Raw genomic sequence first — 25511 nt, forward strand, 5'->3', positions numbered from 1 at the left:
AGAGATTCTGGCGAAGGTCCGCCTCGTCCAGACCAACATCAAGAAACTCGTGGCAAACAACTCGAAGTGACATCAACAGGATCACGAGACACTAGCCGGCCCTCCCGCTGTTCGACGGGCCGAAGAACTCGATCTCGGCGACGGCGACCTGCTTGTCCGCGGAGGCACCGTAGGCCGAGCGCACGATGAAACGTACGGCGGTGACCTCGCCGACCCGGAAGGGTATGCGCTGTGCTCCGGCGCCCTGGTCGAGGGTGAGGGAGCGTGTGACGGTCTTGCCCTTGGCGTCGGCGATCAGCGCGTCAACACGGTGCGGCAGGGCCGACTTCGAGAGCTGGTCCGGGCGGATGGAGATGCCAGGGGTGATGACCAGGTCCAGTAGCCGGGTGGGCTTGTCGAAGCGGGCTTCGAGCCATTCGCCTTCGCCGGAACCGCTCACGTCGGGGCCCCACCATGTGTTGTTCAGCTTGTCGACGACGAGTTCCGGCTGCTGACCGGCGTACGACTTCGAGGCCGTGACCTTGTCCGGTGAGACCGGGGCGCGTTTGGCGAAGTGATCGCGTACCGCGTCGACGGCGTCCCCTGCCTGGAAGGCGGCAGCGACCAGCGCGGACAGCACCAGCAGGCCGACGACCACCCTCAGGACACGCTCGAAGCTCCTGCGCAGGCGGGGGCGTTCACCGGCCCACGGGGCCTCCCGGTTGCGGAAGTCCAACAGGCGGCGCCACCAGGGGCGGCGTTGGGGGGTGGGCGCCCCGGCCGCCGCGGACATCGGCGTGGAGCAGCGGACGCAGAAGTGGCGGTCCGGCCGGTTGGGCGTGGCGCACACGGAGCAGGGCACGCCGCCCTCGGCGATGGGTTCGGGGCCCGGGGTGCGGACCTGCGGGCGGACCGCGTTCGGGCGGCCGGGGAGTACGGGGGCCACGGACGGCCGTGCCGCGGCGCGGGGTTCGGGGTCCTCGACAGGTACGAGCAGGGACCTGGCCCGTGCGGTGGTGTCGTCGGAACTGTCCTCGGGGGCAGGAGCGGCGGCAGCGGTGGACGTGGCGGCCGTCTCCGCGGTGGTGCAGGCGGTGTTCTCCGCCGCGGCGGCGGCCGGCCGGTCGGTGTCTCCGGCGCTCCCTGAACTGCCCTGCGCCCCTTCCGGCGCCGGTTCGGAGTCGAGGCCGGCAGCCCCAGGAGCGGCGCTCCCTTCCCGCTGCCCGCTGTCCGTCCAACCCAGTACCTCTCCGCACGAGTCGCAGAAGGCCTGTCCCGGTTCCGCCCGGGTTCCGCACTCGGCGCAGTGGGCGGCACCCGGCCTCCCGGTTGTGGTGCCAGGGGTGTGACGGGTCATCTCTCGGAAGTCCTCTCGGAATCGGCGGGGGTCACCTGGACCGTGTAGGGCATGTGGGCCGGGCGGGCAGCCGCCACCAGGCTGTCGAGCCGGTGCGTGTCCGCCGGGGTCGGGTCGGGCAGGCGCAGCACGACATGCAGCCGGGGGCGGCGTTCGCCGGGGACCGGGCCCAGCGGCCGGGCGTTCCAGTCGACGCCTCCGCTCTCGCTGATCTCCGGCTTCACACCGAAAGCCAGGCGGACCGCTTCGGCCAGACCACGGCGGGTGCCGCGCACCCGGTGCAGGCGCGCGGCGGCGGCCACGGCGGCGCGCAGCCGGTCCTCCGGTTCGGTGCCGTCGGTCTCCGCGCCGACCCAGCAGGCGAGCCAGTGGGTGAAGTCGGCCGGGGCCAGGGCCGGGGTGAAGTAGGTGTCCAAGCAGTCCAGGACGTTGAGGATCGGCGCGAAGACCTCGTCCAGTCCCGCGACGAAGCGCTGCGCCAGATCGTCGTCGGCGAAGACGGCCGGCAGCGTCGCGCCGATCGGGGACGAGGACCCGAGACCATCGATGGATCCCCTCATGAGGCGTCCCCGATCACACGCACCCGGTGGTCGAACGAGAACACCAAGGAGGGGGCTTCGAGGTCGATACGGTCCGTCGCCTCGCCGCGCTTCCCGGTCAGCGGGTCGGCCGGGTGGAGCCGTACCTCGTCGACGAGTTCGACGCCCGGTACGCGCTGGAGTACGGCGAAGACCTCGCCGGACTGGACCGGGCGGCCGAACGGCCAGCCCTTGCCGTCGGCGCCACCGGTGAGCGGGTCGATATGCCGGTAGAGCGCGTCATGGACTTCGCGGCGTACCCGGTCGGTGTCGGCGCCTCGGAAGGCGTGCACGGTGGCGACGACGGTGACGCCCTGGTAGAAGGGCGGTCCGACCGCCAACCGGGTCCCGATCAGCCGCCGCTCGTCCAGATGCCGGGTGATCCGGTCCAACAGGCCCTTCCCGGGCACAAGTTGCTCGAACCGAAGCCGATCACCCGTATCCGGCACCGCCTGGGGGACGACCAGCACACGGACGGCGTACGCCCCGTACTCGCCCTCGTCGCCTTCGATGCAGGTGATACGGGCCGTCTCGGGAGCGGCTCGGCGAGCGAGCTCCTCGTAGTCCCGCAAGGTGACGGCCCGTTCCTGGGCGCGAAGGGTGATGGGCGCGCGGACCTTGGCTTCCTTGACGGTCTCGCCGTCGACTCCGCCGCGGGCGGCCTCCCGGTTGACGACCTCGGCCACGTACGGGATGGAGCTGCGCAGCACCCGCACCGCACCGCGTGCCACGTTCCCGGCCCTGCCGCCACCGGTGCGGTAGCGGCGGGCGCGGATGACCGCGCCCTTGGGCGGGGTGGCTCCGTAATGCCGCAGGCTGCCGTCGGGTTCCCGCACGGCCGGGCCGAAGGCGATCTCGCCGGTGGCGGCGTCCAGGGTGATGTGCCGGTCACCAGGTCCGGAGGCGGCAAAGTGCGGGACGACCGTCCAGTCGGTCCAGCCGTCGTGCCCTGCGGTCTGGAGGAACAGCGGCGGATCGTCGCCGACCACGGGCGCGTTGGCCAGCCGCAGCCGCTGGCCGGGCAGGCCGGTGGACTCGCCGAGGGCCTCGTCGTACACCGTGTCGGCGTGTACGGCGACGGTGGTACCGCCGATGCTGAACGCCACGGCGGACCGTACGGTCGGCGAGGTGCTGTAGAAGGGCTGTCCGGGCTGCGGCTCGGTGACCCGGCAGCGCAGCCAGCCGGCCTGCCGGCCGCCGGCGCGGGAGACGGCGTGGGCCCCTGGGATGTGCAGCACGATCTCGCCCGGCCGGTTGAGGCCACCCGTGCCGTCCCGGTCGACCTCGCACCGCATCCAGCCGTCCTCGGTCCACGCCTCCCACACCAGGGGCGGCCGGCGCGGGTCGACACCCACGCCGTCCACCCGGCTGTCGAGTTCCAGCGCCACCGCGCAGTGCGGTACGGCGGCGCTCAGGCCGAACAGCACGCAGTCGTCGGAGCGCGGAGCCTCGGCGAAGCACATCACGTCCTTGCCCTCGGCGAGGTCATCGGTTCGATCGGCGACGGCGGAGCCGCTGTGCTGTACCACGAGGTGGGTCAACTCACAGGGAGGCACGCTGAGCCCGCGCTCGGTCGCGAAGACGACGGCATCCTCGCTCACGGTGCGGGGGGTGGCGACCTCGGTACCGACCGGCAGGACGATGGGCTCCGCCTGGGGGGCGGAAAGCCAGAAGGTGATGTCGGTGCGGGCGGCCACGGGCGGGAACAGGGTGATCCCGACGAGGTCCAGGAAGGCCAGATGGTTCTTCTCGGGGACGCGGTTGAGCCGGTAGACGATCTGGTCGGCCATATGGGCGACCGCTTCCACGAGGGTGACGCCGGGGTCCGACACATTGTGATCGGTCCACTCGGGCGCGTGTTGCTGGATGAAGCGCTTGGCGTCGTCGACGAGTTGCTGGAAGCGGCGGTCATCGAGATTCGGGGAGGGCAGGGCCATCAGCGGTCGCTTTCCTGAAGATCGCCGGAGTCGCCCGGACCGGGCTCGTCGTGTGCGGGTATGACGTAGAAGGGGAAGACAAGGCTGCGCGGGTTGTTGGTGCCACGGATCGAGTAGCGCACATCGATGTACAGCACGCCCTGTTCGGCGCCCGCGGTCACCTCCACGTCGTTGACCTCGATACGGGGCTCCCAGCGGTCGAGGCTCGCGTACACCTCGTGCTGGATCCGGCCCGCCGTTGCCTCGTTGACCGGCGCGAACACCAAGTCGTGGATGGCGCAGCCGAATTCGGGTCGCATGGGCCGCTCGCCGGGTGCGGTGGCCAGCACGAGCCGGATCGCCTCCTCGATCTCCCGTTCCCCGCTGACCAGGGCGATGGCGCCGGTGGGTCCGATCCTCATCGGGAAGGCCCAGCCGGCGCCGACGAACTGCTCGGACATCAGATCACCGGCTTTCCGTTGGCGGTCACCAGGCCCATGAGCGGAATGGTGACGGCGCGTATGCCCACGTTGGCGACGGCGTTGACCTGGACGCTCGCCGCGCCGATGGTCGTGTTGCCGGTGGCCTTGAGGCCGATGGCGCCCAGCGCGTTCACATTGACCGCGCCGGTGAGCGACTTGAGGTTGACCATGCCGCGGCCCTCGATACGAAGCGGTCCCCCGCTCTTGATGGTCAGCGATCGGCCCGCGCTCAGGGTGAGGTCCGTGCCGGCCTCCACCGACACCTCACGGCCGCCCTTGATGGTGACGGAGCCCTTGCTGTCCACGGTGATCTCGGTCTTGGTGCGGTCGAGCCTGACGGTGAGCCGGTCGTCGCCGGTGGCGATCCGCACGCCCTGCTTGCGGGCGCCGGTCCGCTGGCTGAGCAGGTCCACGCGATTGCCCTGCCGGTCGGACAGGGTGTGCCGGATCGTCTGCCCCCGCAGCTCGTCGTGCAGCGGCACGTCCTTGACGGGGGTCGGGATGTCCCGGCCGTTGTAGAGGCCGCCGATGACGAACGGGTGGTCCAGCGCGCCTCGGTCGAAGCCCACCAGCACTTCGTCGCCGACATCCAGCGGGAACACTCCTCCGCCGCCTTTGCCCCCCAGCTGGACCGTGCGGGTCCAGTCGCTCACGTACGCGTCGTCGAGCCAGGGGAACTGGAGCTTCACCCTGCCCTGCTTCAGCGGGTCCTGTACGTCGGTCACGAGGGCGTTGGCCACGCTCGGCAGGCGTGGCGGGGCGGCGCCGCCATCGGAGGTGAGCCCGTACAGCGAACGCCACTGCCGGCCGCTGACCGTCACCCAGGTGGTGTACTCGCCGCCGCTGCCGAAGTCATGCCGTACGGAGGTTGCGGTGTACTTGCCTTCGAACGGGGCGCCCACGTCCCTCAGGGTCACCGGCATCCCCGGCCTCAGCCGGGGGTTGCCGCGTGCCGTGACCTCCAGTTCCGCGAAGGAGGAGGTGATGTCGTCGGCCAAGGCGCGGGACGCGAACGCGACCTCGGACTGGCGGTCGTAGGGGGTGGCGGTGTCGACGAGTCCGGCGGTCCCGAAGCGGGCCCCCGCCTTTCCGGGCGAAGTGCCGACGGAAATACCGGGGTTGGTCGTGGCGGCGGCGGTGGCCGTCAGCTTCTTCTTGGCGGTGATGTCCCAACCGCGGGCTTCGACCCTGCCGACCTGGTCGGCGGCGGTGACCGCGGCACGGCAGCGCAGCACGTCCTGCCCGGCGTGCAGGACGAACGGGCTCTTCTCACCGTCCATGCTGGTCGGGGGCGCGCCAGAGGCAGGATCGGGAGCGGCGAACCGGAACTTGCCCTTGCCGTCCAGGGACATCACCATGTCGTTCTCGTCCGCGAGCCTGGCCAGGAAGTCCCAGTCCGTGACGTTGGCCTGGCTGATGAACTCGTAGACCGTCTTGGTGGACTGCACCTTGCCGACAGGGATGCCGCTCATCCCCGCCAGCTTGCGGGCGATGTCGGACGCGGTCTGGTTGCGGTACGCGGCGACCCTGCGCTGCCGCATCAGCCGGTGGCCCTGGTCGTAGCCGCGTACCACGGTGAACGTTCCGGTGCCGTCGTAGTCGGTCTCCATAGCGGTGACCTCACCGGTGAGCAGAGGCGTTCCGGCACCCTGGCCGGATGACACGGGGGCGAGGACCACCTTGCTGCCGAAATCCAGGCCCAGCTTGCCGAGCAGGAGCCCGTGCGGGTCGCGGAACGTGATCCGGAACGCCCCGGGTACGCCGGCTCCGAGGTCGACCCAGGCGCCGATGACGGCGTTGGCGTACTGGTCCGGGACCTTTGCGCCGTCGAGGGTGATGTGGATGACGTTGGAGAAGGATGCCTGCACCATCAGGGAGCCCAGGTCTCTTCCGCCGCCGGAAGCACCAGCTCGACGCCGGTACGCAGCCGCGTGGGGTCGTCGATGCCGTTGGCCTCGGCGATCGCCCGCCAGCCGGCCGCGTCCCCGTACTCCCGCCAGGCGAGCGACTCAAGCGAGTCGCCGGCGACGATCCGGTGGACGCGGCGTGCCGAGAGCGCACCGGATGTGGGGTTCTGCCCCTTGGTGCGGCTGGGGATCTCGTGCAGATGCACCTGGCAGGTGGCTCTGATCGGCACACCGGTCGTGCCGAACAGGGTGTAATTGGCGTCCACCGACGAGACGTACGCCGTGAAGCGGGCGGTGGAGAAGGCGCCCCACTGGAACACGACCCACGGTGTGGACGGCTGTTTGGCTGCGATGCTCTTCGAGGTGACCTCGCAGCAGGAGAACAGCGCCTCCACCTTCTTCAGCACGGAGTTGCCGCCCGGCTCGCCGGAGGAATCGAGGAACACCTCCAGGGTCATCTCCCGGGGCTCGGGCCCCATGAACTCGGGCAGCGCGCCGTCGCGTACGGCCGCGGTGGGGGTGGCCTTCCACCGTGCGCGGCGGCTCAGCGCGAGCTGCGCCGGGTTGAAGTCGAAGGCGAAGTTCTTGATCAGCCCGCCGGGTGTGGTGCTGTGTCCGATCGGCGGTTCATGGATGGCGAGCATGGCGCGGACCAGACTCCGGCCCGCGCCGCCCTTGGCGCCCTTGATTGGCATGTGTGCTGCCTGTTCCCTTCAGTCCGTCCGTCCGCTCAGTCCGTGAACCCGTGGTGGGTGATCTCCAGGACCTCGGTGGCCACGTGGGGGTTTGCCGGGTCGAGGGACGGTCCCTGCCAGCTCACCGGCAGTACGTCGACAAGGCCCCAGCGGGCCACTTCGGAACCGTCGGCGCGCAGGGCCGCGATCTGGGCGGTGGGCCGGGTGACGCCCGTGGTCACGGAGGAGATCCACGCCGCGATCTTGGCGGTCTCCTGAGTCAGCGGCCGGGTCAGCCGGATGGTGGAGAAGGTCACCCGGGACGGGAGCTGCCAGACGAACCCGTTGTTGCCGCCCTCCTGGAGCTGCTCGATCTCCACCGTTGAGGAGAGTCCCTCGCACCCGTTGAAGCGGCCGAGGCTCTCGCCGTCGATGGTCAGGGTGAAGAAGATGCTGGAGCCCGGGTCGCGTTCGCTGGGCATCGGGTGGGCCTTTCTGGGGGTGCTGTCGGGTCTGTCGGTGGTCGGGTGGCCCGGTGGGGAGCCGTGCGCGGGGGTCTGCGCGTGGTCAGTGGCGTGGGCCGCGGAGCCTGCCGACGCGCTCGCGGTCGAGCCGGAGTTCGGTCCGCAGCAGCCGGGTGAGCGGCCCGATGAGCCGGTGGGTCAGCTCGTCGATCTGTGCTCCGGTGAGCGCCCGGGCGTCGAACTCGTCCGGCCTGTGCGGGGGCGGGGCGCCGCCGTCCGTGCCCTTGGGGGTGCGCGGCGGTGGCCCGGCCGCGTGGCGCTGCACCGTGGCGGAGCCCGACGGCGGCGCGGGGGGCGCAGTCACGGACCGCTGCATCGGGGATGGGGGTGGGGCCGTCGCGGCCCGGCCCGGGCCTGGTGTGCGCTGTACGGGCGGGGCGACGGGGGCCGGCGGCGGGGCAGATCTGGAGGTGGGCCGCACGGGGCTGACGGAAGGGGGACGGCCCGTGCCCGGGGCGATGTCGACGGGGCCGTCGAGCGCGGTGGCGGGGCGGTGTGCCGTCGCCGCGTCGGGGCGGTGCACGGGGCCGGCCGTCGCGACGCGCTGCACCGCCGCCGGCAGCGTGGGACCCTCGCCGGTGATCGCCGGAACTGCCGGGTGCGGCCTGGGGCCGTCCGTCGCGGCAGTCGAGGTCGGCGGGGGGAGGCGCTGGACGGCGGCGGGGGATCCGGCGGCCGTCGTTCCCTTGGGGAAGGTCAACGGCACAGGGACCGGCGCCGCGAGCGCACCCGGCCCATCCTGGACGGTACGGCCCGGGCGTACGGGGGCGGACGCGGCCGGGGGCTGTGCAGTGGCAGACCGTTGCACAGCCGGAGCACCGACACCGAGCCGGGGCCTCGGCGTGGTACCGGGCCGGGGCGTCCCGGTACCGGGACCGGCCGGGAGTACCGAGTCGCCGTCGGGGGCCGTCCCCAGCCGCGCCGCACGCGGCACGGCCACGCTCCGCTGAGGAGCGACCGCGACCGGTGCACCGCCGGGCGACGGTGCGGCCGTTGGGACGGCAAGGGCGGTCGGAGTGGCCGGAGCGGAAAAACGCAGCACAGGACGCCCGGTCGCGGCAGGTCGGGCCGGATTCAAGGCCGTCCGGCCGCCGTTGGCCCCGGCTCCTTCGGCCGGGGGAACGCCACCGCGCGCCGCCGCCCCGCCCGGCTCGGTTGCGCCATGCATGGCTCCACGGTCCGCAGAGAGCTGCACGTCTGGGGCGGCTGTGGTGTGCGCCGCCGAAGGCCGTGGTGTGGGTGGGGACATGGAGGGGGCTTCCGGAGTCTGAGCGGTCCGAAAAGTCGCGGGCTCTGCGTGACGCTGCATGGGCGGGACCATGAGGGTCCCGCTCGAAGCGCCACGGTCCGGAGCCGTCACTCCGGCATTCCCCGGACGCGCACCCGGTACCGCGGGACCGCCCGCAGTACCGGGTCCGGGCGCCGAAAGCGCACCACCGCGTAGCCCGCTGGTGGGCCGGGGCTGCACCACGGGCAGGACAGCCGCCAAGGACGGAACGGACGCAGCTCCGGGGCGCGCGGTCCCGGGCTGCGGTGCCGGGGAGTCCGCCACCGGCAGTGCGGGCGCAGGCCTCGCGCAGCCCCGTGCCGGCTGTGCTGCCGGAGACCTCGACGTCACGGCTCGCTGCACGGTCGGCGCCGGACCGGCACCGCCACTCTCGCCGCCAGTGGCGGAGGCCGGTGCGGAAGGGGCGTTCGGCGCTCCCGCCGCACGGCCGGGTGTCGCTGTCCGGAGCTGCGGCACGGACTGCCCGGCGGGAAGACGCCGCAGCCGTACGGCGGTCGGCGTCGCCTCCGGACGGCGGGTGGCGGCGGGCTCCGTTGACAGCGTGAGTGCACGGGCAGGAGTCAGTGCCCGCCCGGATCGCGGCACTGGAGTGTGCTGACGCGTGGTCGGGGTGCCGGAAGCGGTAGCGGGTGCGGCACGGCGCTGCACCACGACGGGAGCCGTAACCGATCCGTTCGTGTCGCCGGCGGGCGTGCGGCCGTCGGCGCGGACGCCCGCTGCCGGAGCGGTGCGGACGGGTGCCCGTTCGGCCACGGAGGGGCCCGGGGCTGCCGGGGCAGCGGGGGACGGTCGGTCCACCTGGTCGGTGGAGCGTTGAACTGCCGTTGCAAGGGCAGGTGTTCCCGGTGCGGCACCGCTCGGCCCGGCTCCCCTCTCAAGGCCGGGGGCCGCCTGTCGCGCGGGCGGCTCTCCGCTGCCCGGCACGGGTCGGCCGATGAGAGGCGTCGCATCGGCGGGCGCCGCGGACACGGGCGCACCCAGCGACGGCGTCCGCTGAAGGGACCCGCCAGGCACAGCACCCGGCGCCGAAACAGCTCCACCCGCACCGGAAGCCGACGGCTTCACGGGCGCGGGATCCGATGTCTGGGGCACAGCACCACCCGGCAAGGCACCCCCGGCACCGGCAGCCGCGACCCGGTGCACGGACGGCCCGGCAGTGCCGGGCACCGCAGGCCCGCCCACCGGCGCCGCGGACACGGGCGCACCCAGCGACGGCCTCCGCTGAACGGACATACTCGCGCCGGAAGCCGGTGCCCCCGGCAGCACGGAATCGGATCGCGTCCCGTCGCCGACCCCTCTGCTTGCGCCGTCCCACGTGGTCGTTCGGGATGCCGTAGCCGCGTCGGAACGCTCCACGGCCGCAGGTGCGCCCGAGGCAGGACCAGGGCCTGGAGCCGGCGCCGGAGCGGGGGCCGGATCGGCCCCCAGGGTCGGTACTCGGGGGTCCGACGTCCGCTGGACCGGCGCCGGTCCAGCGGTGGCACCCGCAGGCCGCGAGGCCGCCGTTCGGACCACCGGACGCTCCCTCCGCTGCACAGCCCGTGCCCGGGTCGGTGCGGCCGGCCGCGTGGCGGGAGCCGTCACGGGAGTCACGGTGACCCCGGCCGGCCGCACCGGCACCAGCGGCGCCTTTGCCGCGTCCGGCAGAGCAGTGTTCTGCACGGGCGGAGCACCGGCATTCTCACCCGCTGCCCCGCTGATGGCTGCGGCGGCGACCGGCAGCGCGAGCGCCGGGAGTTGCGGCCCCGGGCCCGCGGGCGGCGACGCGGAGGCGGTCAGCACGCCGTGGACCCGTCCGCCCGGCGCCTCGTCGAGGACCGCGTGGGACAGTGGCCCGGCGAAGGCGGGGTTGCGCCATGTGGTCAGCCGGCCGCCGAACCTGCTGTCGGAGACCGGAGCCCTGGCGCCGCCGGTCACCCGCTGGATCGGGGGTAGGGCGGACCACCCGGCAGACCGGGTCACATCGGGTGGGGCTGTGCCGTCCGGTGCCGAGGTGTCCGCGGCTGCCGCGGCCGAGTCCGTATCGTCCACCGGGCTCACGGGATCGTGCTGCGCCCGGCTCCTGCGGAACCTGCTGAGGAATCCCATGCCGTCACCCCTGCGCCGACGCGCGCGTGACGAGTTGCGCGATCTGCTCGGCGTAGCGGCGGCGGTCGTGGTGTTCGAGGTCCAGGATCTCCTCCAGGCTCCAGTGGAATTGGTAGGCGACGTACGCGATCTCCTCGTGCAGGCGGTCGGTCGCGTACGTCACGATTCCCCCAGGCGGCTCCCGCCGAGTTCGACCTCGAACGGCTGCTTGCAGTGGGGGCAGGTGACACCTGCCCGGGTGTGGCCCTCGGCGTTGATCTGCCGGTAGAAGTCCTGGAGGAACGCCATGTCGGAGGCGAACATGTTCTCCACCACCCCGTCGTGCACCAGCGGTAGCGTGCCGAGCCGGGTGATCACCCGGCCGAGCAGCACCACCGACAGATACGCCGGGTTCTCCTGCACCCGCATGTCCCGCAGTGGCACCAGTTCGTCCCGGGCGGTCGCGAGCCGCATGACGCCGTCGCGGTGGAGGGTGCCGGACTCGTCGACGTATCCGCGCGGCAGCTCGAATGGGAACTCCGTACGAAGCCGCTCAGCCGTGGTCGCGACGGGGTCCGGGGCAGGCTCGGCAGCGGCGGCCCCCGGCGGCGGACCGTCCGTGAGCGCCCCGGTGCCGGCGCCGGAAGCCGTGCGCCGCATCATTCGATGACCAGTTCTTCGAAGGTGATGGTCACGGTCTCGGTGAGCGCGGACGCCTCACCGGCCTTCACAGTGCTGGTGTCGATCTTGCTGCACCAGGCGTTGCGCATGTTGTACCGCTTGACCGGGTTGTTCTGATAGTCCATCACCATGATGGTGGCGTTCTTTCGCGCCGTGGACATCGCGCCGTTCACCGACTCGTTGATCCACTGGTTGAAGGTCGCGGACTGCGTCATACCGCGGACGACGGTGCAGGAGCCCGCCTTCTTCACACCGGGCATCTTCTTCGTGACAGGCTTGCCCTGCGCGGAGACCTGCTGGTACTCGATGACGTCCTGTTCGAGACTGAGGCCGCTGACCTCGGCGAGGTACTCGACCATCACACCGTCGATCTGAAGGCCGAAATTGTGTGAGGTGAGGGCGTCACCCGGCTGGAGACTCATCTATCTCTGTCTTTCTGCAGTTGCTGTCTGGGGACCGAAGTACGGGGTGGCGGAGCGCCGCAGCGCGACTACTCCTCCAGTTCCCCGCTCCCGCTGGTGAACTGGGCGAGGCGGAAGACCACGAACTCGGCGGGCTTGACCGGTGCGATGCCGATCTCGCAGACGACCCGGCCGAGGTCGACGGACTCCTGCGGGTTGGTCTCCTCGTCACACTTGACGTAGTACGCCTCCTCGGGCCGAGCGCCGAAGAGGGCGCCGTTGCGCCACTCGTTGACCAGGAACGCCGAGATGTTGCGGCGGATCCGCGCCCACAGCGCGTGGTCGTTCGGCTCGAACACCACCCACTGGGTGCCGATCAGGATCGACTCCTCCAGGTAGTTGAAGTACCGGCGTACGTTCAGATAGCGCCAGGCCGGGTCGGAGGAGAGGGTGCGGGCGCCCCAGACGCGGATGCCGCGGCCGGGGAAGGCGCGGATGCAGTTGACGCCCACGGGGTTGAGCAGGTCATGCTCGCCGCGGGTGATTTGCATCTCGAGGTCCACGACCCCGCGTACGACCTCGTTGGCGGGCGCCTTGTGCACGCCGCGTTCGGAGTCGTTGCGGGCCCAGACGCCGGCGATGTGGCCACTCGGCGGCATCATGAGGGCCTGGCCCGTGGCCGGGTCGAAGGTTTTGATCCAGGGGTAGTAGAGGGCGGCGTACTTGGAGTCGTAGCCGGCGGTCTCCTGGCGCCAGACCTGGACCTGGCGGGCGTTGAGGCCCGGTGGGGGGTCGATGACGGCGACGCGGTCGCCCATCAGCTCGCAGTGTGCGATCAGACCGAGCTGTACGGCCTTGACGCTCTTCAGGTCGATCGCACCGCGCTGGTAGGCGGCCATCAGGTCGGGCACGGCGACCATCGAGACCTCGTCGACGGCCTCCAGGCCGCCGAAGCCGGTACGGTCGGCGGAGTCACCGAGGTACTCGGCGGGGCCGGGGTGCGACACCTGTGCCACCTCCGCCGAAGGCGCGCCGCCCGCCGGGACCGGAGCCGGGGCGTGCAGGGCCACGGTCTGGTTCTCGGGGCGGGTGAGCTGGGCGGCGGGAGTCGCCTCCGCCACCGCGATGAGCTTGGAGCGCTCCCTGACCTGCGTGACGACGTAGTTGCGGCCACTCTTCTTGGCACTGACGTCGAACGTCTCGGCGGTCTCGTCGCCGTTCTTGACGATCAGCCTGAATCGGTCGGTCGCGCCCTCGCCCTCCGGATCGGCGACCTCGACGCTCAGCGAGCCGGGAGCCAGTGCCGTCACGGTGAAGGTTCCGAGCTGCCGCGGTTCGCCCGGGGACAGCGCGGCCGGGACGCTGGAGCCGTTCACGGCAGGCGCGGCGGGCGCGGAATCCTCTGCGGCGCCTGCGCCACCGACACGGACGACATAGGCGGCCGTGCCGCCGTTGTTGAAGAAGCCGTAGACGCTGTGCGCCAGGTAGTAGCCGTCGGTGAAGTCACCGAAGGCAGCGACGTACTGGGTCCAGTTGGTTACCAGGGTCGGCTGGTTCAGCGGACCGTTGGGGGCCAGCCCCACGAAGGCCGCCACCGACGTCCCCACCCCCTCGATAGGGCGGGAGCCACTGGCCACCTCCTCGACGTACACGCCGGGCGACAGGTAGGACGGCATGCTCTTCTCCTCGGGTACGAGACACGACAGCGCTCACTCTCGGCGTGAAGCGCGGTGTCTGGAACGGTCGTCCGTACCTGTTCGAGGGCACTGCCGTTGCCCCGACGGGCAGTTCGCCGAACCCGGTGCCTCATCGGCTGCATGCGGCTGCCCCTGAGTCTGCCCCCGAGGCCCTGCCGACCGCCGCCGCGAACGGGTAACGCTGGGACGTCATCCAGCGAGGGAGCATCGTGCGCGGACAGGAACAGAAGACCGGCGGCCAGGCCGGTGACCGGGACAAAGCCCGTCGGCGAGCGTCATCGACCACGTCCGCACAGCGGCTCCTGGAGCTCCAGCGTGCGGCGGGCAACGCGGCTGTGTCCCGCGCCGTCGCGGCTGAGCGGCACCAGCACTCCGCCGGCTGCGGACACGACCAGCAGCAGCCCGCCGTCCAGCGCAGCTCTCTGGTGCACCAGGTGCTGGGCTCGCCGGGTCGTCCCCTGGACTCGGCGCTGGGCGGTGAGATGTCAGCGCGGTTCGGTGGCGTGGACTTCAGTTCCGTGCGGGTGCACACGGATGCCGTCGCCCAGCGGTCGGCGGCCGAGATCGGCGCGAGTGCGTACACCTCCGGCAGCCATGTGGTGTGGAACGGCCGGGACAAGCACACCCTGGCGCATGAGCTCACCCATGTGATCCAGCAGAGCCAGGGCCCGGTCGCCGGCACCGACGACGGCGGCGGGCTGCGGGTCAGCGACCCGCGCGACCGATACGAGCGTGCCGCCGAGGCCAACGCGACTCGCGTGATGGCCGGCCCGGCGCCGGTGCAGTGGGCGGTCGGGAGGCACGACGGCGGGCACGAGCAGACGTCTCATGGCCACGCATCTGACGAGCAGGCATCCGCCGGCCTGGCGCAGGGCGCCGGGAGCGAGGGGTTCGTGCAGCGACGGGCCGAGACGGAGGCCAAGGCCGGCTTCGCGTTCCAGCAGTTGGCAGTGACGTCGTGGTGAAGAGGGACCAGGAGGACGCGGGGTCCGACTCGGAGGACGGCGGGATCGTGTTCGAGGCCGACTCCGGCAGGGAGGTTTCGGAGACCGGATCAACCAGCTCAAGACCCGCATGGGCCGCCTCTGGCAGAGTCTGGTCGACGACGGCGTCATCGGCGACCGGGTCTCCGCGAGCAGCGTGGCGAGGCTGCTGGTCGGCTTGCACAAGGACCTGACCCTCCACGAGGGCTGCAAGAACATCGTCAAGGACGTCATCGCCGGGCGTGACCCGGTCCGGGCCGGCACGCTCCAGCCGGTCGACATCGGAGCCCCCGGCCAGAAGGGCGATCGGCCGATGGGCGACCGTAAGCGGGTCCTGGTCGAACCGAGGCGTGTCCCGGTCCTTGCCATCGACCGGTGGCCGGCCTTCGCTGCCAGTTCCTTCGACCACTTCATCGACGACACCGCCGACCACTACCACCAGGGCCTGTTGAGGCGGCCCCAAGGCTCCTGAGACCGCCTGCGGCGCAGCGGGACAGCCGGCGCTGCCTCTTCGGGCACGGCATCGTGCCCCTGGGCCTGCGGACATGGCGTCGCCCTCCCGTTAGCGTCCGAAACGTGATCCTTTGGACTTCTCTGGAACCCGCGTCGGCAACCGTCGATCCCGGTGGCACGACGACCGTACGGCTACGGTTGCGCAACACCGGCGATGTCGTCGACGAGTACCACTTCGAACCCGTCGGCGACATCGCCCCGTGGACGAGGGTGGAGCCGCAGACCCTGCGGCTCTACCCCGGCACCACGGGCACGGTGGAGTTGACCCTCGCCCCGCCCCGCACCCCAGACGCCACCGCAGGCCCCAACTCGTACGCCGTACGGATCTCCCCCACGGAGCACCCTGAGGCCACCACCGTCCCCGAAGGAAATCTGACGATCACCCCGTTCACGGAAGTACGGGCCGAAATCGTCCCGCCCACCGTGAAGGGCCGCTTCCGGGGGCGGCCCAAGCTGGCGATCGACAACATCGGCAACACCAAACTGACCTGCTCGGTCGGCGGAAGCGACAACGGGGACGACCTCTCGTACGAGATCCACCCGTCCAGCGTCCAGATCGAACCGGGCCGCGCCGCCTTCGTGAACGCGACGCTCAAGCCCCGGGACATCATCTGGTTCGGCGCGAAGGAGCGGCGCCCTTTCACACTGGCCGTGCAGCGCTCCGGGGTGGAGCCGCTGAACGTTGACGGCACGTATGTGCAGCGCGGCTTCCTGCCCCGCTGGCTCGCCACGTTCCTTGGCATCCTTCTGGCGCTCGTCATCACGTTCCTGATGCTCTGGATCACGTACAAGCCCCAGGTCCACAGCGCCGCCACGGAGAAGCCCGCGGAAGTCGGTGCCACGCTCCCCGACCCAGCCGCGTCCCCGGAGGACCTGCCGTCGGAGGAACCGGAGGAACCGCAGGAGCCGACCGAAGAGCCTGTGGCCGATCCCGGGCCCGAGGAGGGCGCGGGCGGGGAGCCGGACACCGCACCGGCACCCGAGGAACCGGCGGAAGCCTGGTTCGTGATCATCGGACAAGGCTCGGACCGCTGTATCGACGTCACCAACGCGCAGGACGGCGACTACCCGGACGGCACCCAGCTCCAGATCTGGGACTGCGCAGGATCCGCCACCCAGAAGTGGGAGTTCCAGGATGACGGCACCGTGCGCTCCCTCGGCCTGTGCATGGATGTCGCGAACGGTTCCCTGGACGACGGAGCCGCCATCCAGCTGGCTCGGTGCAGCGGCAATCCCGCCCAGACGTTCGTACTGAGCGAGGCCGGTGACCTGGTGAACCCGCAGTCGGACAAGTGCGTGGACGCCTTTGACCAGGGCACCGAGAACGGGACGAAGCTCGTGCTGTGGACGTGCAACGGGCAGTCGAACCAGAAGTGGCGTGTCGAATAGTCGGCCCGTCTGCGGGCTGCCGGGCGAGTAGCGCGGCTCGAGAGGGTGCGGCGAGAGCCGCTACCAGCTGCCCTCGCCCGGCACCAGGCGTCCTGCCTTGCGGTATTCGCGGCGGGCGCCCTCCAGCAGATCAGCGGTCGTGACCGGCTCACCGCGGCCGGCCGCGGCATAGGCGGCGGTGATGACGGCGCTGCGGATCGATCCCCCGGCGAGCTCGAAGTCCTTGGCGCACGGCTCCGGATCGGTGCCGTCGGCGCAAGGTACGCGGGCCAGACCGTGGCGCCACAGGGCCAGCCGCTGTTCCGCGTCCGGGAACGGGAAGTCGATCACCAGGTCGAGGCGACGGGTGAACGCCTCGTCGACGTTGGCCCGCAGATTGGTGGTCAGCAGGGCGATACCGTCGAAGGACTCCAGGCGCTGGAGGAGGTAGGCGCTCTCCATGTTGGCGTAGCGGTCGTGCGAGTCCTTCACCTCGGAGCGCTTGCCGAACACGGAGTCGGCCTCGTCGAAGAGGAGTACGGCGTCGGTGCGGTCGGCCTCGGTGAAGATCCGTTCAAGGTTCTTCTCGGTCTCGCCGACATATTTGTCGACGACGGAGGACAACTGCACCACGTAGAGATCCAGGCCGAGTTCGGCGGCGACGATTTCGGCGGACATGGTCTTGCCCGTGCCGGACTCTCCGGCGAACAGCCCGATCACCCCGCGCCCCCGGCCGCCTCCGGCGCTGAGTCGCCAGTCCCCGAGCACCCGGTCGCGGTGCCGGGCGCGCAGGGCCAGCTCCCGGAGCCGGCCGAGTGGGCCGTCCGGGAGGACGAGGTCCTCCCAGCCGACATCGGGTCGGATCCGGCGGGCGTGCCGTTCCAGACCGGAGGCGGACTGGAGACGGGCGGCGAGCCGGAGATGGGCCGCGGACAGCGGAGTGCCGTTGAATGCGGCAAGTGCGCGGGCGGAGCGGGCGGCCCTCGCGATGCGCTCGCCGCCCAGCCGGTACGGGGCGACGGCGGTGACGAGGTCGGCCCCGGTGCCGGTCGTCGTACCCGGGCCTGGGTCGGTTGCCGTACCGAGCGCGTACGCCCACGCGCCGGCGGAATCGACACGTGGCCTCGGCACATCGAGGACCAGCGGGTCTTGGTCGCACCACTGGGGGTCGTACGGGCGGGTGCCGGTGAACAGCACGGTCACGTCACTCGCGGTCAGTGTCCGGATCAGCGGACCGGGATCGTCCGGCATCGGTGACACGACGAGCGCACGGCCGCTGAGCCGCGCCTCGCGGAGGAGTTCGGCGAGCGGCCCGGGCTCGGTACTGGTGCCCGGGCCGCTACCGACCGGGGTGAAGTGCAGCGCCTCGAGACCGGCCGCGGCCAGAGCCGTGGCAGCGCAGACGAGTCCGTCACCCTCCCGTTGTTCCCGCAGATAGGCGGTGAGCGGGGCGGCGGCGAGCCGCTCTGTGAGCCTGCGGGTGAAGTCCGCGTCGTGCGGTCCTGGGCAGGCCGTGAGCGGGCGCACCCGGCCGGTGAGTGCGGCATCCGGGGTGTCGTCGCCGATGAGATGGGCGATGACCCGATCGGGGACGCGCAGCGAGCGGCTGAGGAAGGGGCGTTCGGGCTCGTCGGTCTCGACCAGTCCGAGCGCGGCCAGCGGCGCCGCCGCGTGGAACCTGGCTCGTGCCGTAGGCGCGTGCACGGGGAGTCCGCAGAGGTCCAAGGCGAGGCCGATGGTGGCACGACGCCTGCTGACATCGTCGTTGAGATAGGCGTAGAGCGGCTCGAAACCACGCTCGAGTTCGGGTGCGAGCGCGACCAGGAGCAGGCTCGTGTCCAGCTCATGGAGCCCGAGCCGGGCAGCGAGGTGGGCCAGCCGATCGAGGTCGGCGGTCCGGCCCGTCAGGCCTGCGTCTTCCGTGTGGCCCGGCGGCGTCGACGGCGGTGCGGTGCTGCCGAGCACATGGCGGACCGCGTCCTCGGAGAGATAGAGCCCGCGCAACGGGTCCGCGGCGGTGGGGTCGTTCGCACTGCGGAGTTCGACAAGCAGGGCGATCCGCTCACGCAGCCGGGCCAGTCGGCCGAGGAGCGCCTCGGCCGGGGCGGGGGTATGGCCGGCTTCATCGGACGGGCGTCCAGCGTGGGCGTGGTTGGCTGCCGGTCCGTCATGCTGCTTGATGGTGTGCGCGGTCATCGGGGCTGCGGCCTTTCGCTGCTGCGACGGCGGGCCTTACGGCCGCGCTCGGAGCCCTCGGCGGCCGTCCCCGGCTGGGTGGCGGGGCGCAGCGCCCTGTGGCGACGCTCCGGCGAGCCCTCCAGGGTGCCGTCCACTCCCCGTACCCGCACTGCCGCGCCTTCGGTGACCGGCGGACCGGCATCGTACCCGGGCGCCGTGGGGAAGGGTGCGGTCACCACCACGTCCAGGGACGGCTTGAGTTCCCCGCCCAGGGCGGACCAGATCTCGGCCGGTGACCGTGACTCGGTCTGGATCCCGGCGACCGTGAGCGGCACCGAGAGGCCCAGTGCGCCGAGTGAGCCGGGCAGTTCACTTGCGGGCAGCATCTCGCGGGGTATAAGGGTGGCCAGTACGGCCGCGAGCAGGCGGTGTTCGTCCTGGGGCTGCTTGGTCCAGGCCGTGACGAGGTAGGACAACCGGAACCAGCGCGGCGGCTGACGGCGCGTCAACACCACGCCCCTGTCGTCGGTGACCGGGGTCGTGCCGCGCTGCCTGCGGGCCACGTCCTCACGGATGTCGTACAGGTAGGCGTTGACGGCGGGGGCGTTGCGCCTGGCCGCCCAGTCGCGGTTGGGCGCGTCCAGGGAGATGTCGATCCCGGAACCGGTCAGCGCGCCACCCCCGAGGATCTTCGTGAGGACCTCGTCCACCTCGTGGATCACCGTCGTGCTCCTGCCTTGCTCTGAGATGCTGTGGTACCGCCTCGACCGCCGCTGCCTGCGGCGGCTTTCGGATTGTTTCCCGCCGTCCGGCGGTTGAGGAGGCACCTAGGGGACTCCGGCGGGGCCGTCCAGGGTGTCTGGAGGGCCCCGCCGCCGCTGCCCTTTCAGGCGCCTCCGCGATCTGGGCGACCCGAAGGATTCACCTGCCGGCAACGCCCCGTACGGCACTAGAGATAGCCCTCGCGCAGGGCGTAGGCCACGGCATGGGCCCGGTTGCGCAGGTGCAGCCGGGTGGTCAGCCCGTGCATGACATTCTTGACGGTGCGTTCCGAGTAGGAGAGCTTCCCCGCGATCTCACTGGTGTCGAGCCCGTCGGCGACCAGCCGCAGGACGTCCACCTCACGCGTCGCCAGGCCCTGGCCAGGGGCTCCGGCATGGCCCTCGGCGGAGCGCTGGAGGGTGCCCACCTGGTTCATCAGACGGCCCAGCAGGTCGGCCGGGAGGTCGCCGTCGCCTCGGGACGCCGCGAGCACGGCCTGCGACAAGCGGTGTCCGGTTGCTTCGTGGCGCCAGACAACCGCCCCGACTCCGGATTCGATGACATCGAGGAGTTCGGCCTCCCGTACCGCGCTCACCACCAGCACGGCGCGGGCGCCTTCGCTGCGCACCAGCCTGCGCAGGCGGGTGAGCGTGGTCTCGTCCGGAGTCTCGCCGACCAACACTGCCACGGTCCCTGGCCTGGCCTCCGCACCCTCGTGAAGCTCGATCACCGGATGCTGCCGCAACTGGCTGAGCACCCCTGCCCGGGAGACCGGATCCGCCGCGTGAACGATGACGGGGATGCGGTGGCCAGGTTCCGCCCTGCCGATCCGGGCCGCAGCCGGGGCAACTGCCGGAGCCGGCACGGGTTCCCGGCCCAAGGCGGCGGCTGACGCTGTCGAGCCGGTTCGTATGGTGTGTAGTGAGCTGCGCAATCGTTTCTCTCCCCTGCGTCTTTCGGTATGCCGTTGTCGTGGTCAGTGACCGAGCGCTCCCCGTTCATCGCTTTGCCCCCGGTGGCGGCTGCTTCCGCGGCGAGGTTCAGAATGACGGGCACTCGGATCGATCCGATGCCGCCGCCCGGCGCGAATCGGACCCTGCGCGGTCCGAGGTCGAACAGGTACGGCGGGTTGGCGGTGACTGGGGCGAACTCGGCCGCGGCCTGCGCCAGCACCTGGCGCGGTCGGCGCTGTACGCAGGCTCCCGCTCCGTCAACCGCCACCGCCCGCTCCTGGAAGCACACGGCCTCACCTACCGGCAGTACCTGTCCTTCTGGCGCTTGGTCCTGGCCCTGCCAACCGTGGTGCCAGTGAGCCGTGCATCACCGGTTCAGCGCGTCGGCCATGGTGAACTGCCAGTACGAGACTCGGATCGAGTCGTCGACGTACACGCCCTTTGCGGGGAGTGACGGGCGTGCGGCGCTCGCGCCGTCGTTGAAGTAGACCTCGAGGGACCTGGCCGTGTAGCCGTTGGAGCCACTGCCGTCCGCGGCTGAGAGAACGACACTCGCATAGCCCGACTCGCCAGGGGCCAGCGTGACCACCGCCTGCGGCTTGGAGTCCTCGAAGGCCGGCGGGGCGGACTGGGCCTCGCCGAATCGGACCGCCGGATAGCCGATGAGGTTGCAGTTCTTCGAACCGGTGTTGGTGACGGTGAGGAGAACGTGGTTCAGGGGGCGGGAGACCTCCGTGGCGGTCATCCGGGTGGAGGCGGTGGAGCAGGGTGTGCGGGCGGGCTCCGAGTCCTTGGAGCCTGTGGAACCCGGCGAGCCCTTGGAACCCGTTGTGCCGCTTGAACCGGCCGAGCCGCCTGTCGAGTCTTCGGAGGTCGAGCCCGCAGGGTTGGTTTGTCCCGCCCCGGTGGAGGTTCCCCCATTCGCCTTGGGCGAGGGCGTGGTGGAGGCCGTGGGCTCGGGCGTGGACACGGATCCTGCCAGTGCGCCCTCGTCGCGGACGCCCTCTCCGTTGTTGCACGCCGTCAGCGTCAGCACGGCGGCGGTGAGCGCGGCAGCGACGAACATGCGGGTGTGACGGGTGCGGTGGGTGCGTGTGAACATGTGATCCCCCTTGTGCGGTACGGCTGTAGGCACGGGCTGCTCGACCGGGAGCCGGGAGCGGCGTGCTTGGATGGCCCAAGCTTGTGCGGTGATCCGTCCCGGCCACCACGACTGCCGGGGCATCTGGGATGCTCGAATGCTTGCGATAGCTCTGACCTGGGGGAATGACCTCTCCCTGGAACGGGGGTCAGGGACGTGGGAGAGGGAGGAACGGTGGCGAGGGACGAGTTCTCGGAGATGTTGGGCCGGTTGAAGGAGCGGTCCGGGCTCAGTTACGGGGTGCTCGGGAAGCGCCTGCACACGAGTGCGTCCACGCTTCACCGATACGTCAACGGGGACGCCATACCGACGGACTACGCGCCCGTGGAACGGTTCGCGCGGGTGTGCAAGGCAACGCCCGAAGAACTGGTGGAACTGCATCGGTGGTGGGTTCTCGCGGATGCCCGGCGAAGGCAGAAGGTGGGCGGGGCGGCCCCTGCGGAGGAGGAACCGACGGCGCGGACAGCGGCAGAAGCCGGTACCGGGACAGCGGCAGAGGCGGGGTCCGAGACGGCGGGGTCCGAGACGGCGGGCGAGTCCGGCCCCGAGGACGAGCGGTCGCCCCTCACGGAGGCTCCCGTGGCGCGGCGGCGGCGTACCGTCGTCCTCGTCGGTGCTGCCGTGGTCGCTGCCCTCGTGTCGTCCGCGCTCGTGGTGAATCTTGTGCCCGGCAAGGGCGAGGACGACCGCGACGGGAAGCAGCCCTCGTGGGCGGCCGTCCCCCGGTCCGTCGACGAAAGCCCCGGCGCCTCCGTGTCCCCCGACGCGAAGGGCAGGTCGGCCTCGCCGTCCGCCTCGCGCAGCGGGAGTCCCACGGCCTCAGCCTCCGCCTCCCGGAGCGGTGGGGCCGGCGGGGCCGGGGCGGCCGAGGGCGGCGGTTTTGAGGACGGGGCCACCGCGCCCACCGTCGCCGTCAATCCGTACAAGTGGGAAGGCCCGTGCAGCCAGCACTACCTGGTCGACCGGCAGCCGGAGCAGGTACCTCCGCCGCCGAGTGAGCCGGACGCGCGCGGGTGGGTCGCCGCGCTCGGCGGGGTCCCGGCCGGGCGGCAGATGCTTGCGCTGACCGTGCAGGGCACCGGGAAGACCACCGTCGTCCTCGAGGAAATGCATGTGCGGGTGGTGGAGAAGAGCGCGCCGCTGGCCTGGAACGACTTCGCGATGGGCGTCGGGTGCGGTGGTGGCGTGGAGACGACGGCATTCGGGGTGGACCTCGACGCCGGGCGGCCCGCGATTTCCCCCAAGGCCGGTCAGCACGACTTCCCGTACAAGGTGAGTGAGTCCGATCCCGAAGTCTTCTACGTCTTCGCGGACGTGCGGGCCCACAACGTGAGCTGGTACCTGGAGCTGGACTGGTCCAGCGGTGACCGGCAGGGCACCATACGCATCGACAACAACGGCAAGCCCTTCCGGACGAGCGGGAACGTGGGACGGCCCGCGTACGACTATCCGCTCGGTGACTCCGAGTGGGGGCGGGATGAGTACGACCCCAACATTCCGGGCTGAGCACCCGGCAGGCAGCTGATGACGGCGCCGTCCCGGTGAGGACGGCGCCCCTGTTTCTCCCACATCGGGTCTCAGGAACGCTCTCAGTACGTGGCTGTTGGAAGTCCACGAAGTCGTCGGCGGCGTTGACCGCCGGAGTCGTCGCCGTGCCCGCGGAGCTGTAGCGGAAGTAGCCGTCGGTGGAGGCGGCGACGGTGTCGAGGGGGGCCTCCTGAACAGCTCGTCGGTGTCGAATCACCGAGCAACATCAGGACGCCCCGGTGCCGCAGTCTTCCGTGTCGATGCCGTGGCGGTCCACTTCGGTCACCTGGGAGCGTGACTTCCCGGCTCACCGGTTCGGAACGCCGGCGACAACGGGGTGCATGAGCGCCGCTACCCGACCGACATGACCGACGAGGAATGGGACCAGGCTCGCCCCCTGCTGCCGGTGTCGCTGCAGGGGCTGCGCGTCAGGGCGGCCATGGTGGCTGCGGCGAGGCCGCAATGGGAGCCGGATGTTCATGGGTGCCCCAGGTGGGGTGGAACCAGCCGCCGATCGGTCCGTCCGGCTGTCGTCCCACCGGTCCGGCTCGTGTCACAGGGCTGCGTCGTGGTTCGCCGGATCAGTTGGACTGTCGACCAGGCGTACAGCCATTTGTCTTGCCTCGGAAAGTGTCCGCCGGGACGGTCACCCACGATTGCCCGTAGGCCTGCCCCAACAGCTCCTCCCGGCACGTGCGTGTTCCGGTAGAACGGGCGGCATGCGGAGGGGCGGGACGCCAGTCCTGTTCGCCCCTGGCCTCGAGAGCCCAAGAAGATGGAGTAGGCAGGGTGCACGAACACGGGGAGAAGACGGAGATGCGCGGCTCTCATGCCGCGAGCAGGCCGGTCAGGTCCGGCACCACGGGGACGCTTGCCGAGCTCCAGCGCAAGGCCGGGAACGCGGCCGTGACACGTGCGCTGCGGACGGGCTTCCTGCCGCACTCCGGCGGCCTGGGGCACACGGTCACAGGAACGTCGGCGGCTCCCGCGGTTCAGCGCGTCGCAGCAGAACCGGACGCCGGGTCCTCCGGCAAGTTGCCCGCCACCACCTACCGCCTGCAGATCCAGGTCTCCAAGTCCACCAACAGCTACCACCCCGCCTACTGGGCGGGGCGGTTCGGGCACGCCTGGGTGGCCTTTTACACGAAGGAGAACGGTGCGGAGCGGGTCAAGACCTACGGCTTCTTCCCGGCGGAGGAACTACAGGAGGGCAACCCTCTCAGGACGGTGAAAGGCTGCACCTACAAGAATCATGACCTGCCGGAGCGGGCGAGCAGCAAGTACACGGTCGATCTCACCCAGGAGCAGTACGCCAGGGCGATGGCCTACATCGACGACAACCGGGACCATCCCTACAGTCTGACCAGGTACAACTGCACCAGTTTCGCCCGCGGCGTCTATGCGGCCGCCACGGGAGGATCGGCCCCGAACCGCTTCGGTATCCCCCTCGACAACCCGAACCTGCTACAGGACGGGATCAAGAAGAACAACCAGTCCGCCGGCAGGTCCCGGAAAGGCGAACACATCGACGCTCCTCTCGTGGACAGCAGCGCCTCCGAGTCGGACTCAGAGGAGATCACCGCAGGTCCTCCGGAGGGCGGACTCGTGGCGATCCCGGGGATGGAGCCACCGCAGGCGGCTCCCCGCGAGGACCGCCCCGTCATCGACTGAATCCGCACGTCGGGCCAGTGTCGCGGAGCGGTCGGCACGAGCCTGGGAGCCCGCGAGGCGTAGCCGATCGCAACCCGTCCCGGTGCACCGGGACGGGTTGCGATCACGCGACCGATGACCGGAGCGTGGATCGGCTACGGGCGCCGCGCCGAGACTGAGGCGACCCCTGTGGTGTGGACACTCTGACTACCGGTGCTCGCCGGCGCACGGGGCAGCGCCGCCATCGATGCGATCGCATGGCAACGGCCAGCCGGCAGCGCGTGTGGAGCGTGGACCGTAGCCCGCCGCGGGCGCAACGTCCCAGAGAACTCCCACCACCTGCAGCCACTCCTTCGGCTCCATGCAGGGCGCGTGGGCGTGGTGTGGGCCCGTGTCGTGCATCGGTGGCTCGCCCTGAACAGTGCGGTACAGACCCGTGCGCTGACGCGGCTTGCTCATGTCGCACGACGACACCTACGACCAGGCCATGTGCAGCGGCAGTTCCACAGCACTAACCCCTGCGGCGCCGGCAGCCCCGCCGCTGCCCTCGCGATGGTCTTCAAACTCGTCGAGTCCGCCCAGGCCCGCTGGCGAGCGGTCACCGCACCGCGCACCTCGTCGCCCTCGTCCGAGCCGGCGCCCGCTTCGAGAACGGCCTCCTCGTCGAACGAGACGAGACCCTCGCAGCGTGATCCACCTCAACTGATCCACAGGTCTTGACAATTACTCCAAAGCGCCAGCCCCGGGCCGACAACGGCTACAAGACCAAAGTCGTCGAACACGCCGCTCACCTAGATGATCGATTCCAAGGGATCGGCTGCGCGCATGGGACGAGGGCGTCCAACGTCAGTGTGTGAAGACAGAGTTGGACACCCTCGCGATCGC

At 71.0% G+C, this 25511-nt stretch carries 21 protein-coding genes and 2 pseudogenes; 6 read left to right on the forward strand and 17 right to left on the reverse strand.

Annotation, left to right across the window (positions count from 1 at the left end; genetic code table 11):
• Positions 1–91: 91 nt before the first annotated feature.
• The 12 genes from ACZ4SA_RS35475 to ACZ4SA_RS35530 form a co-directional block, all read right to left on the reverse strand.
• Complete coding sequence (locus ACZ4SA_RS35475; protein WP_468282469.1) at positions 92–1336, reverse strand: NADase-type glycan-binding domain-containing protein; 1245 nt, start codon at positions 1334–1336, stop codon at positions 92–94.
• Positions 1333–1896 (reverse strand): phage tail protein, encoded by a 564-nt coding sequence (locus tag ACZ4SA_RS35480; RefSeq protein ID WP_468282472.1) that lies wholly within the window; start codon positions 1894–1896, stop codon positions 1333–1335. The genes ACZ4SA_RS35475 and ACZ4SA_RS35480 overlap by 4 nt, the downstream gene beginning before the upstream one ends.
• Positions 1893–3851, reverse strand: a complete 1959-nt coding sequence (locus tag ACZ4SA_RS35485; protein WP_468282475.1) for a putative baseplate assembly protein — start codon at positions 3849–3851, stop codon at positions 1893–1895. Before ACZ4SA_RS35485 ends, ACZ4SA_RS35480 begins: the two co-directional genes overlap by 4 nt.
• Positions 3851–4291 (reverse strand): GPW/gp25 family protein, encoded by a 441-nt coding sequence (locus ACZ4SA_RS35490; RefSeq protein ID WP_468282478.1) that lies wholly within the window; start codon positions 4289–4291, stop codon positions 3851–3853. The genes ACZ4SA_RS35485 and ACZ4SA_RS35490 overlap by 1 nt, the downstream gene beginning before the upstream one ends.
• Positions 4291–6183 carry a VgrG-related protein gene (locus ACZ4SA_RS35495; RefSeq protein WP_468282481.1) on the reverse strand — a complete coding sequence of 631 codons (1893 nt, stop codon included), beginning with the start codon at positions 6181–6183 and terminating at the stop codon, positions 4291–4293. The genes ACZ4SA_RS35490 and ACZ4SA_RS35495 overlap by 1 nt, the downstream gene beginning before the upstream one ends.
• Positions 6183–6914 carry a CIS tube protein gene (locus ACZ4SA_RS35500; RefSeq protein ID WP_468282483.1) on the reverse strand — a complete coding sequence of 244 codons (732 nt, stop codon included), beginning with the start codon at positions 6912–6914 and terminating at the stop codon, positions 6183–6185. The genes ACZ4SA_RS35495 and ACZ4SA_RS35500 overlap by 1 nt, the downstream gene beginning before the upstream one ends.
• Positions 6915–6949: 35 nt before the next feature.
• Entirely contained in the window at positions 6950–7375 is a 426-nt protein-coding gene (locus ACZ4SA_RS35505) for a phage tail protein (RefSeq protein ID WP_468282486.1), read from the reverse strand.
• Between the two features lie 85 nt (positions 7376–7460).
• Entirely contained in the window at positions 7461–7721 is a 261-nt protein-coding gene (locus ACZ4SA_RS35510) for a hypothetical protein (protein WP_468282489.1), read from the reverse strand.
• Between the two features lie 3076 nt (positions 7722–10797).
• The gene (locus ACZ4SA_RS35515) at positions 10798–10956 is read right to left on the reverse strand and encodes a DUF6760 family protein (RefSeq protein WP_468282492.1); all 159 of its coding nucleotides are present in this window, start codon (positions 10954–10956) and stop codon (positions 10798–10800) included.
• Positions 10953–11432 (reverse strand): hypothetical protein, encoded by a 480-nt coding sequence (locus tag ACZ4SA_RS35520; protein WP_468282527.1) that lies wholly within the window; start codon positions 11430–11432, stop codon positions 10953–10955. Before ACZ4SA_RS35520 ends, ACZ4SA_RS35515 begins: the two co-directional genes overlap by 4 nt.
• Complete coding sequence (locus ACZ4SA_RS35525; protein ID WP_468282495.1) at positions 11432–11875, reverse strand: phage tail protein; 444 nt, start codon at positions 11873–11875, stop codon at positions 11432–11434. The genes ACZ4SA_RS35520 and ACZ4SA_RS35525 overlap by 1 nt, the downstream gene beginning before the upstream one ends.
• A 68-nt stretch (positions 11876–11943) precedes the next feature.
• Entirely contained in the window at positions 11944–13530 is a 1587-nt protein-coding gene (locus ACZ4SA_RS35530; RefSeq protein WP_468282498.1) for a phage tail sheath subtilisin-like domain-containing protein, read from the reverse strand.
• A 230-nt stretch (positions 13531–13760) separates the two neighbouring features.
• Here ACZ4SA_RS35530 and ACZ4SA_RS35535 point away from each other — a divergent pair, with 230 nt between their 5' ends.
• The 3 genes from ACZ4SA_RS35535 (at position 13761) to ACZ4SA_RS35545 (ending at position 16436) form a co-directional block, all read left to right on the forward strand.
• Positions 13761–14516, forward strand: a complete 756-nt coding sequence (locus tag ACZ4SA_RS35535; RefSeq protein ID WP_468282501.1) for an eCIS core domain-containing protein — start codon at positions 13761–13763, stop codon at positions 14514–14516.
• A 109-nt stretch (positions 14517–14625) separates the two neighbouring features.
• Positions 14626–15006, forward strand: coding sequence for a hypothetical protein (locus ACZ4SA_RS35540; protein WP_468282504.1), 381 nt, complete (start codon positions 14626–14628; stop codon positions 15004–15006).
• Positions 15007–15110: 104 nt separating this feature from the next.
• Positions 15111–16436, forward strand: a complete 1326-nt coding sequence (locus ACZ4SA_RS35545) for a ricin-type beta-trefoil lectin domain protein (RefSeq protein ID WP_468282507.1) — start codon at positions 15111–15113, stop codon at positions 16434–16436.
• 60 nt (positions 16437–16496) lie between these two features.
• On the opposite strand, the gene ACZ4SA_RS35550 is transcribed toward ACZ4SA_RS35545, so the two are convergent.
• The 4 genes from ACZ4SA_RS35550 to ACZ4SA_RS35565 all read right to left on the reverse strand — a co-directional run bounded on the left by ACZ4SA_RS35550 (position 16497) and on the right by ACZ4SA_RS35565 (position 21410).
• Entirely contained in the window at positions 16497–18611 is a 2115-nt protein-coding gene (locus ACZ4SA_RS35550) for an ATP-binding protein (protein WP_468282510.1), read from the reverse strand.
• The gene (locus ACZ4SA_RS35555; RefSeq protein WP_468282513.1) at positions 18608–19315 is read right to left on the reverse strand and encodes a Pvc16 family protein; all 708 of its coding nucleotides are present in this window, start codon (positions 19313–19315) and stop codon (positions 18608–18610) included. Before ACZ4SA_RS35555 ends, ACZ4SA_RS35550 begins: the two co-directional genes overlap by 4 nt.
• A 227-nt stretch (positions 19316–19542) precedes the next feature.
• The gene (locus ACZ4SA_RS35560; RefSeq protein ID WP_468282516.1) at positions 19543–20220 is read right to left on the reverse strand and encodes a helix-turn-helix transcriptional regulator; all 678 of its coding nucleotides are present in this window, start codon (positions 20218–20220) and stop codon (positions 19543–19545) included.
• Between the two features lie 455 nt (positions 20221–20675).
• Entirely contained in the window at positions 20676–21410 is a 735-nt protein-coding gene (locus tag ACZ4SA_RS35565) for a DUF4232 domain-containing protein (RefSeq protein WP_468282519.1), read from the reverse strand.
• 213 nt (positions 21411–21623) lie between these two features.
• Between ACZ4SA_RS35565 and ACZ4SA_RS35570 the strand changes: the two genes are divergently transcribed.
• Positions 21624–22955: a helix-turn-helix domain-containing protein gene (locus tag ACZ4SA_RS35570; protein WP_468282522.1), complete on the forward strand. Its 1332-nt coding sequence runs from the start codon at positions 21624–21626 to the stop codon at positions 22953–22955.
• A gap of 97 nt (positions 22956–23052) precedes the next feature.
• Here ACZ4SA_RS35570 and ACZ4SA_RS35575 read toward each other — a convergent pair.
• A pseudogene (locus ACZ4SA_RS35575) lies at positions 23053–23151 on the reverse strand (calcium-binding protein); the annotation flags it as partial.
• A gap of 614 nt (positions 23152–23765) precedes the next feature.
• Between ACZ4SA_RS35575 and ACZ4SA_RS35580 the strand changes: the two are divergent.
• Together ACZ4SA_RS35580 and ACZ4SA_RS35585 are read left to right on the forward strand one after the other, a co-directional pair.
• On the forward strand, positions 23766–24647 hold the full coding sequence (locus ACZ4SA_RS35580; protein ID WP_468282525.1) for a hypothetical protein: 882 nt from the start codon (positions 23766–23768) through the stop codon (positions 24645–24647).
• A 501-nt stretch (positions 24648–25148) separates the two neighbouring features.
• A pseudogene (locus tag ACZ4SA_RS35585) lies at positions 25149–25318 on the forward strand (IS256 family transposase); the annotation flags it as partial.
• Positions 25319–25511 lie beyond the last annotated feature (193 nt).

The sequence above is a fragment of the Streptomyces sp. NPDC027962 genome, assembly GCF_055566095.1.

Excerpts from the sequence above, each read along its gene's own strand:
- ACZ4SA_RS35475 (WP_468282469.1), bottom strand. The coding sequence starts at position 1,336 with ATGACCCGTCACACCCCTGGCACCACAACCGGGAGGCCGGGTGCCGCC.
- ACZ4SA_RS35480 (WP_468282472.1), bottom strand. The coding sequence starts at position 1,896 with ATGAGGGGATCCATCGATGGTCTCGGGTCCTCGTCCCCGATCGGCGCG.
- ACZ4SA_RS35485 (WP_468282475.1), bottom strand. The coding sequence starts at position 3,851 with ATGGCCCTGCCCTCCCCGAATCTCGATGACCGCCGCTTCCAGCAACTC.
- ACZ4SA_RS35490 (WP_468282478.1), bottom strand. The coding sequence starts at position 4,291 with ATGTCCGAGCAGTTCGTCGGCGCCGGCTGGGCCTTCCCGATGAGGATC.
- ACZ4SA_RS35495 (WP_468282481.1), bottom strand. The coding sequence starts at position 6,183 with ATGGTGCAGGCATCCTTCTCCAACGTCATCCACATCACCCTCGACGGC.
- ACZ4SA_RS35500 (WP_468282483.1), bottom strand. The coding sequence starts at position 6,914 with ATGCCAATCAAGGGCGCCAAGGGCGGCGCGGGCCGGAGTCTGGTCCGC.
- ACZ4SA_RS35505 (WP_468282486.1), bottom strand. The coding sequence starts at position 7,375 with ATGCCCAGCGAACGCGACCCGGGCTCCAGCATCTTCTTCACCCTGACC.
- ACZ4SA_RS35520 (WP_468282527.1), bottom strand. The coding sequence starts at position 11,432 with ATGCGGCGCACGGCTTCCGGCGCCGGCACCGGGGCGCTCACGGACGGT.
- ACZ4SA_RS35525 (WP_468282495.1), bottom strand. The coding sequence starts at position 11,875 with ATGAGTCTCCAGCCGGGTGACGCCCTCACCTCACACAATTTCGGCCTT.
- ACZ4SA_RS35530 (WP_468282498.1), bottom strand. The coding sequence starts at position 13,530 with ATGCCGTCCTACCTGTCGCCCGGCGTGTACGTCGAGGAGGTGGCCAGT.
- ACZ4SA_RS35540 (WP_468282504.1), top strand. The coding sequence starts at position 14,626 with ATGGGCCGCCTCTGGCAGAGTCTGGTCGACGACGGCGTCATCGGCGAC.
- ACZ4SA_RS35550 (WP_468282510.1), bottom strand. The coding sequence starts at position 18,611 with ATGACCGCGCACACCATCAAGCAGCATGACGGACCGGCAGCCAACCAC.
- ACZ4SA_RS35565 (WP_468282519.1), bottom strand. The coding sequence starts at position 21,410 with ATGTTCACACGCACCCACCGCACCCGTCACACCCGCATGTTCGTCGCT.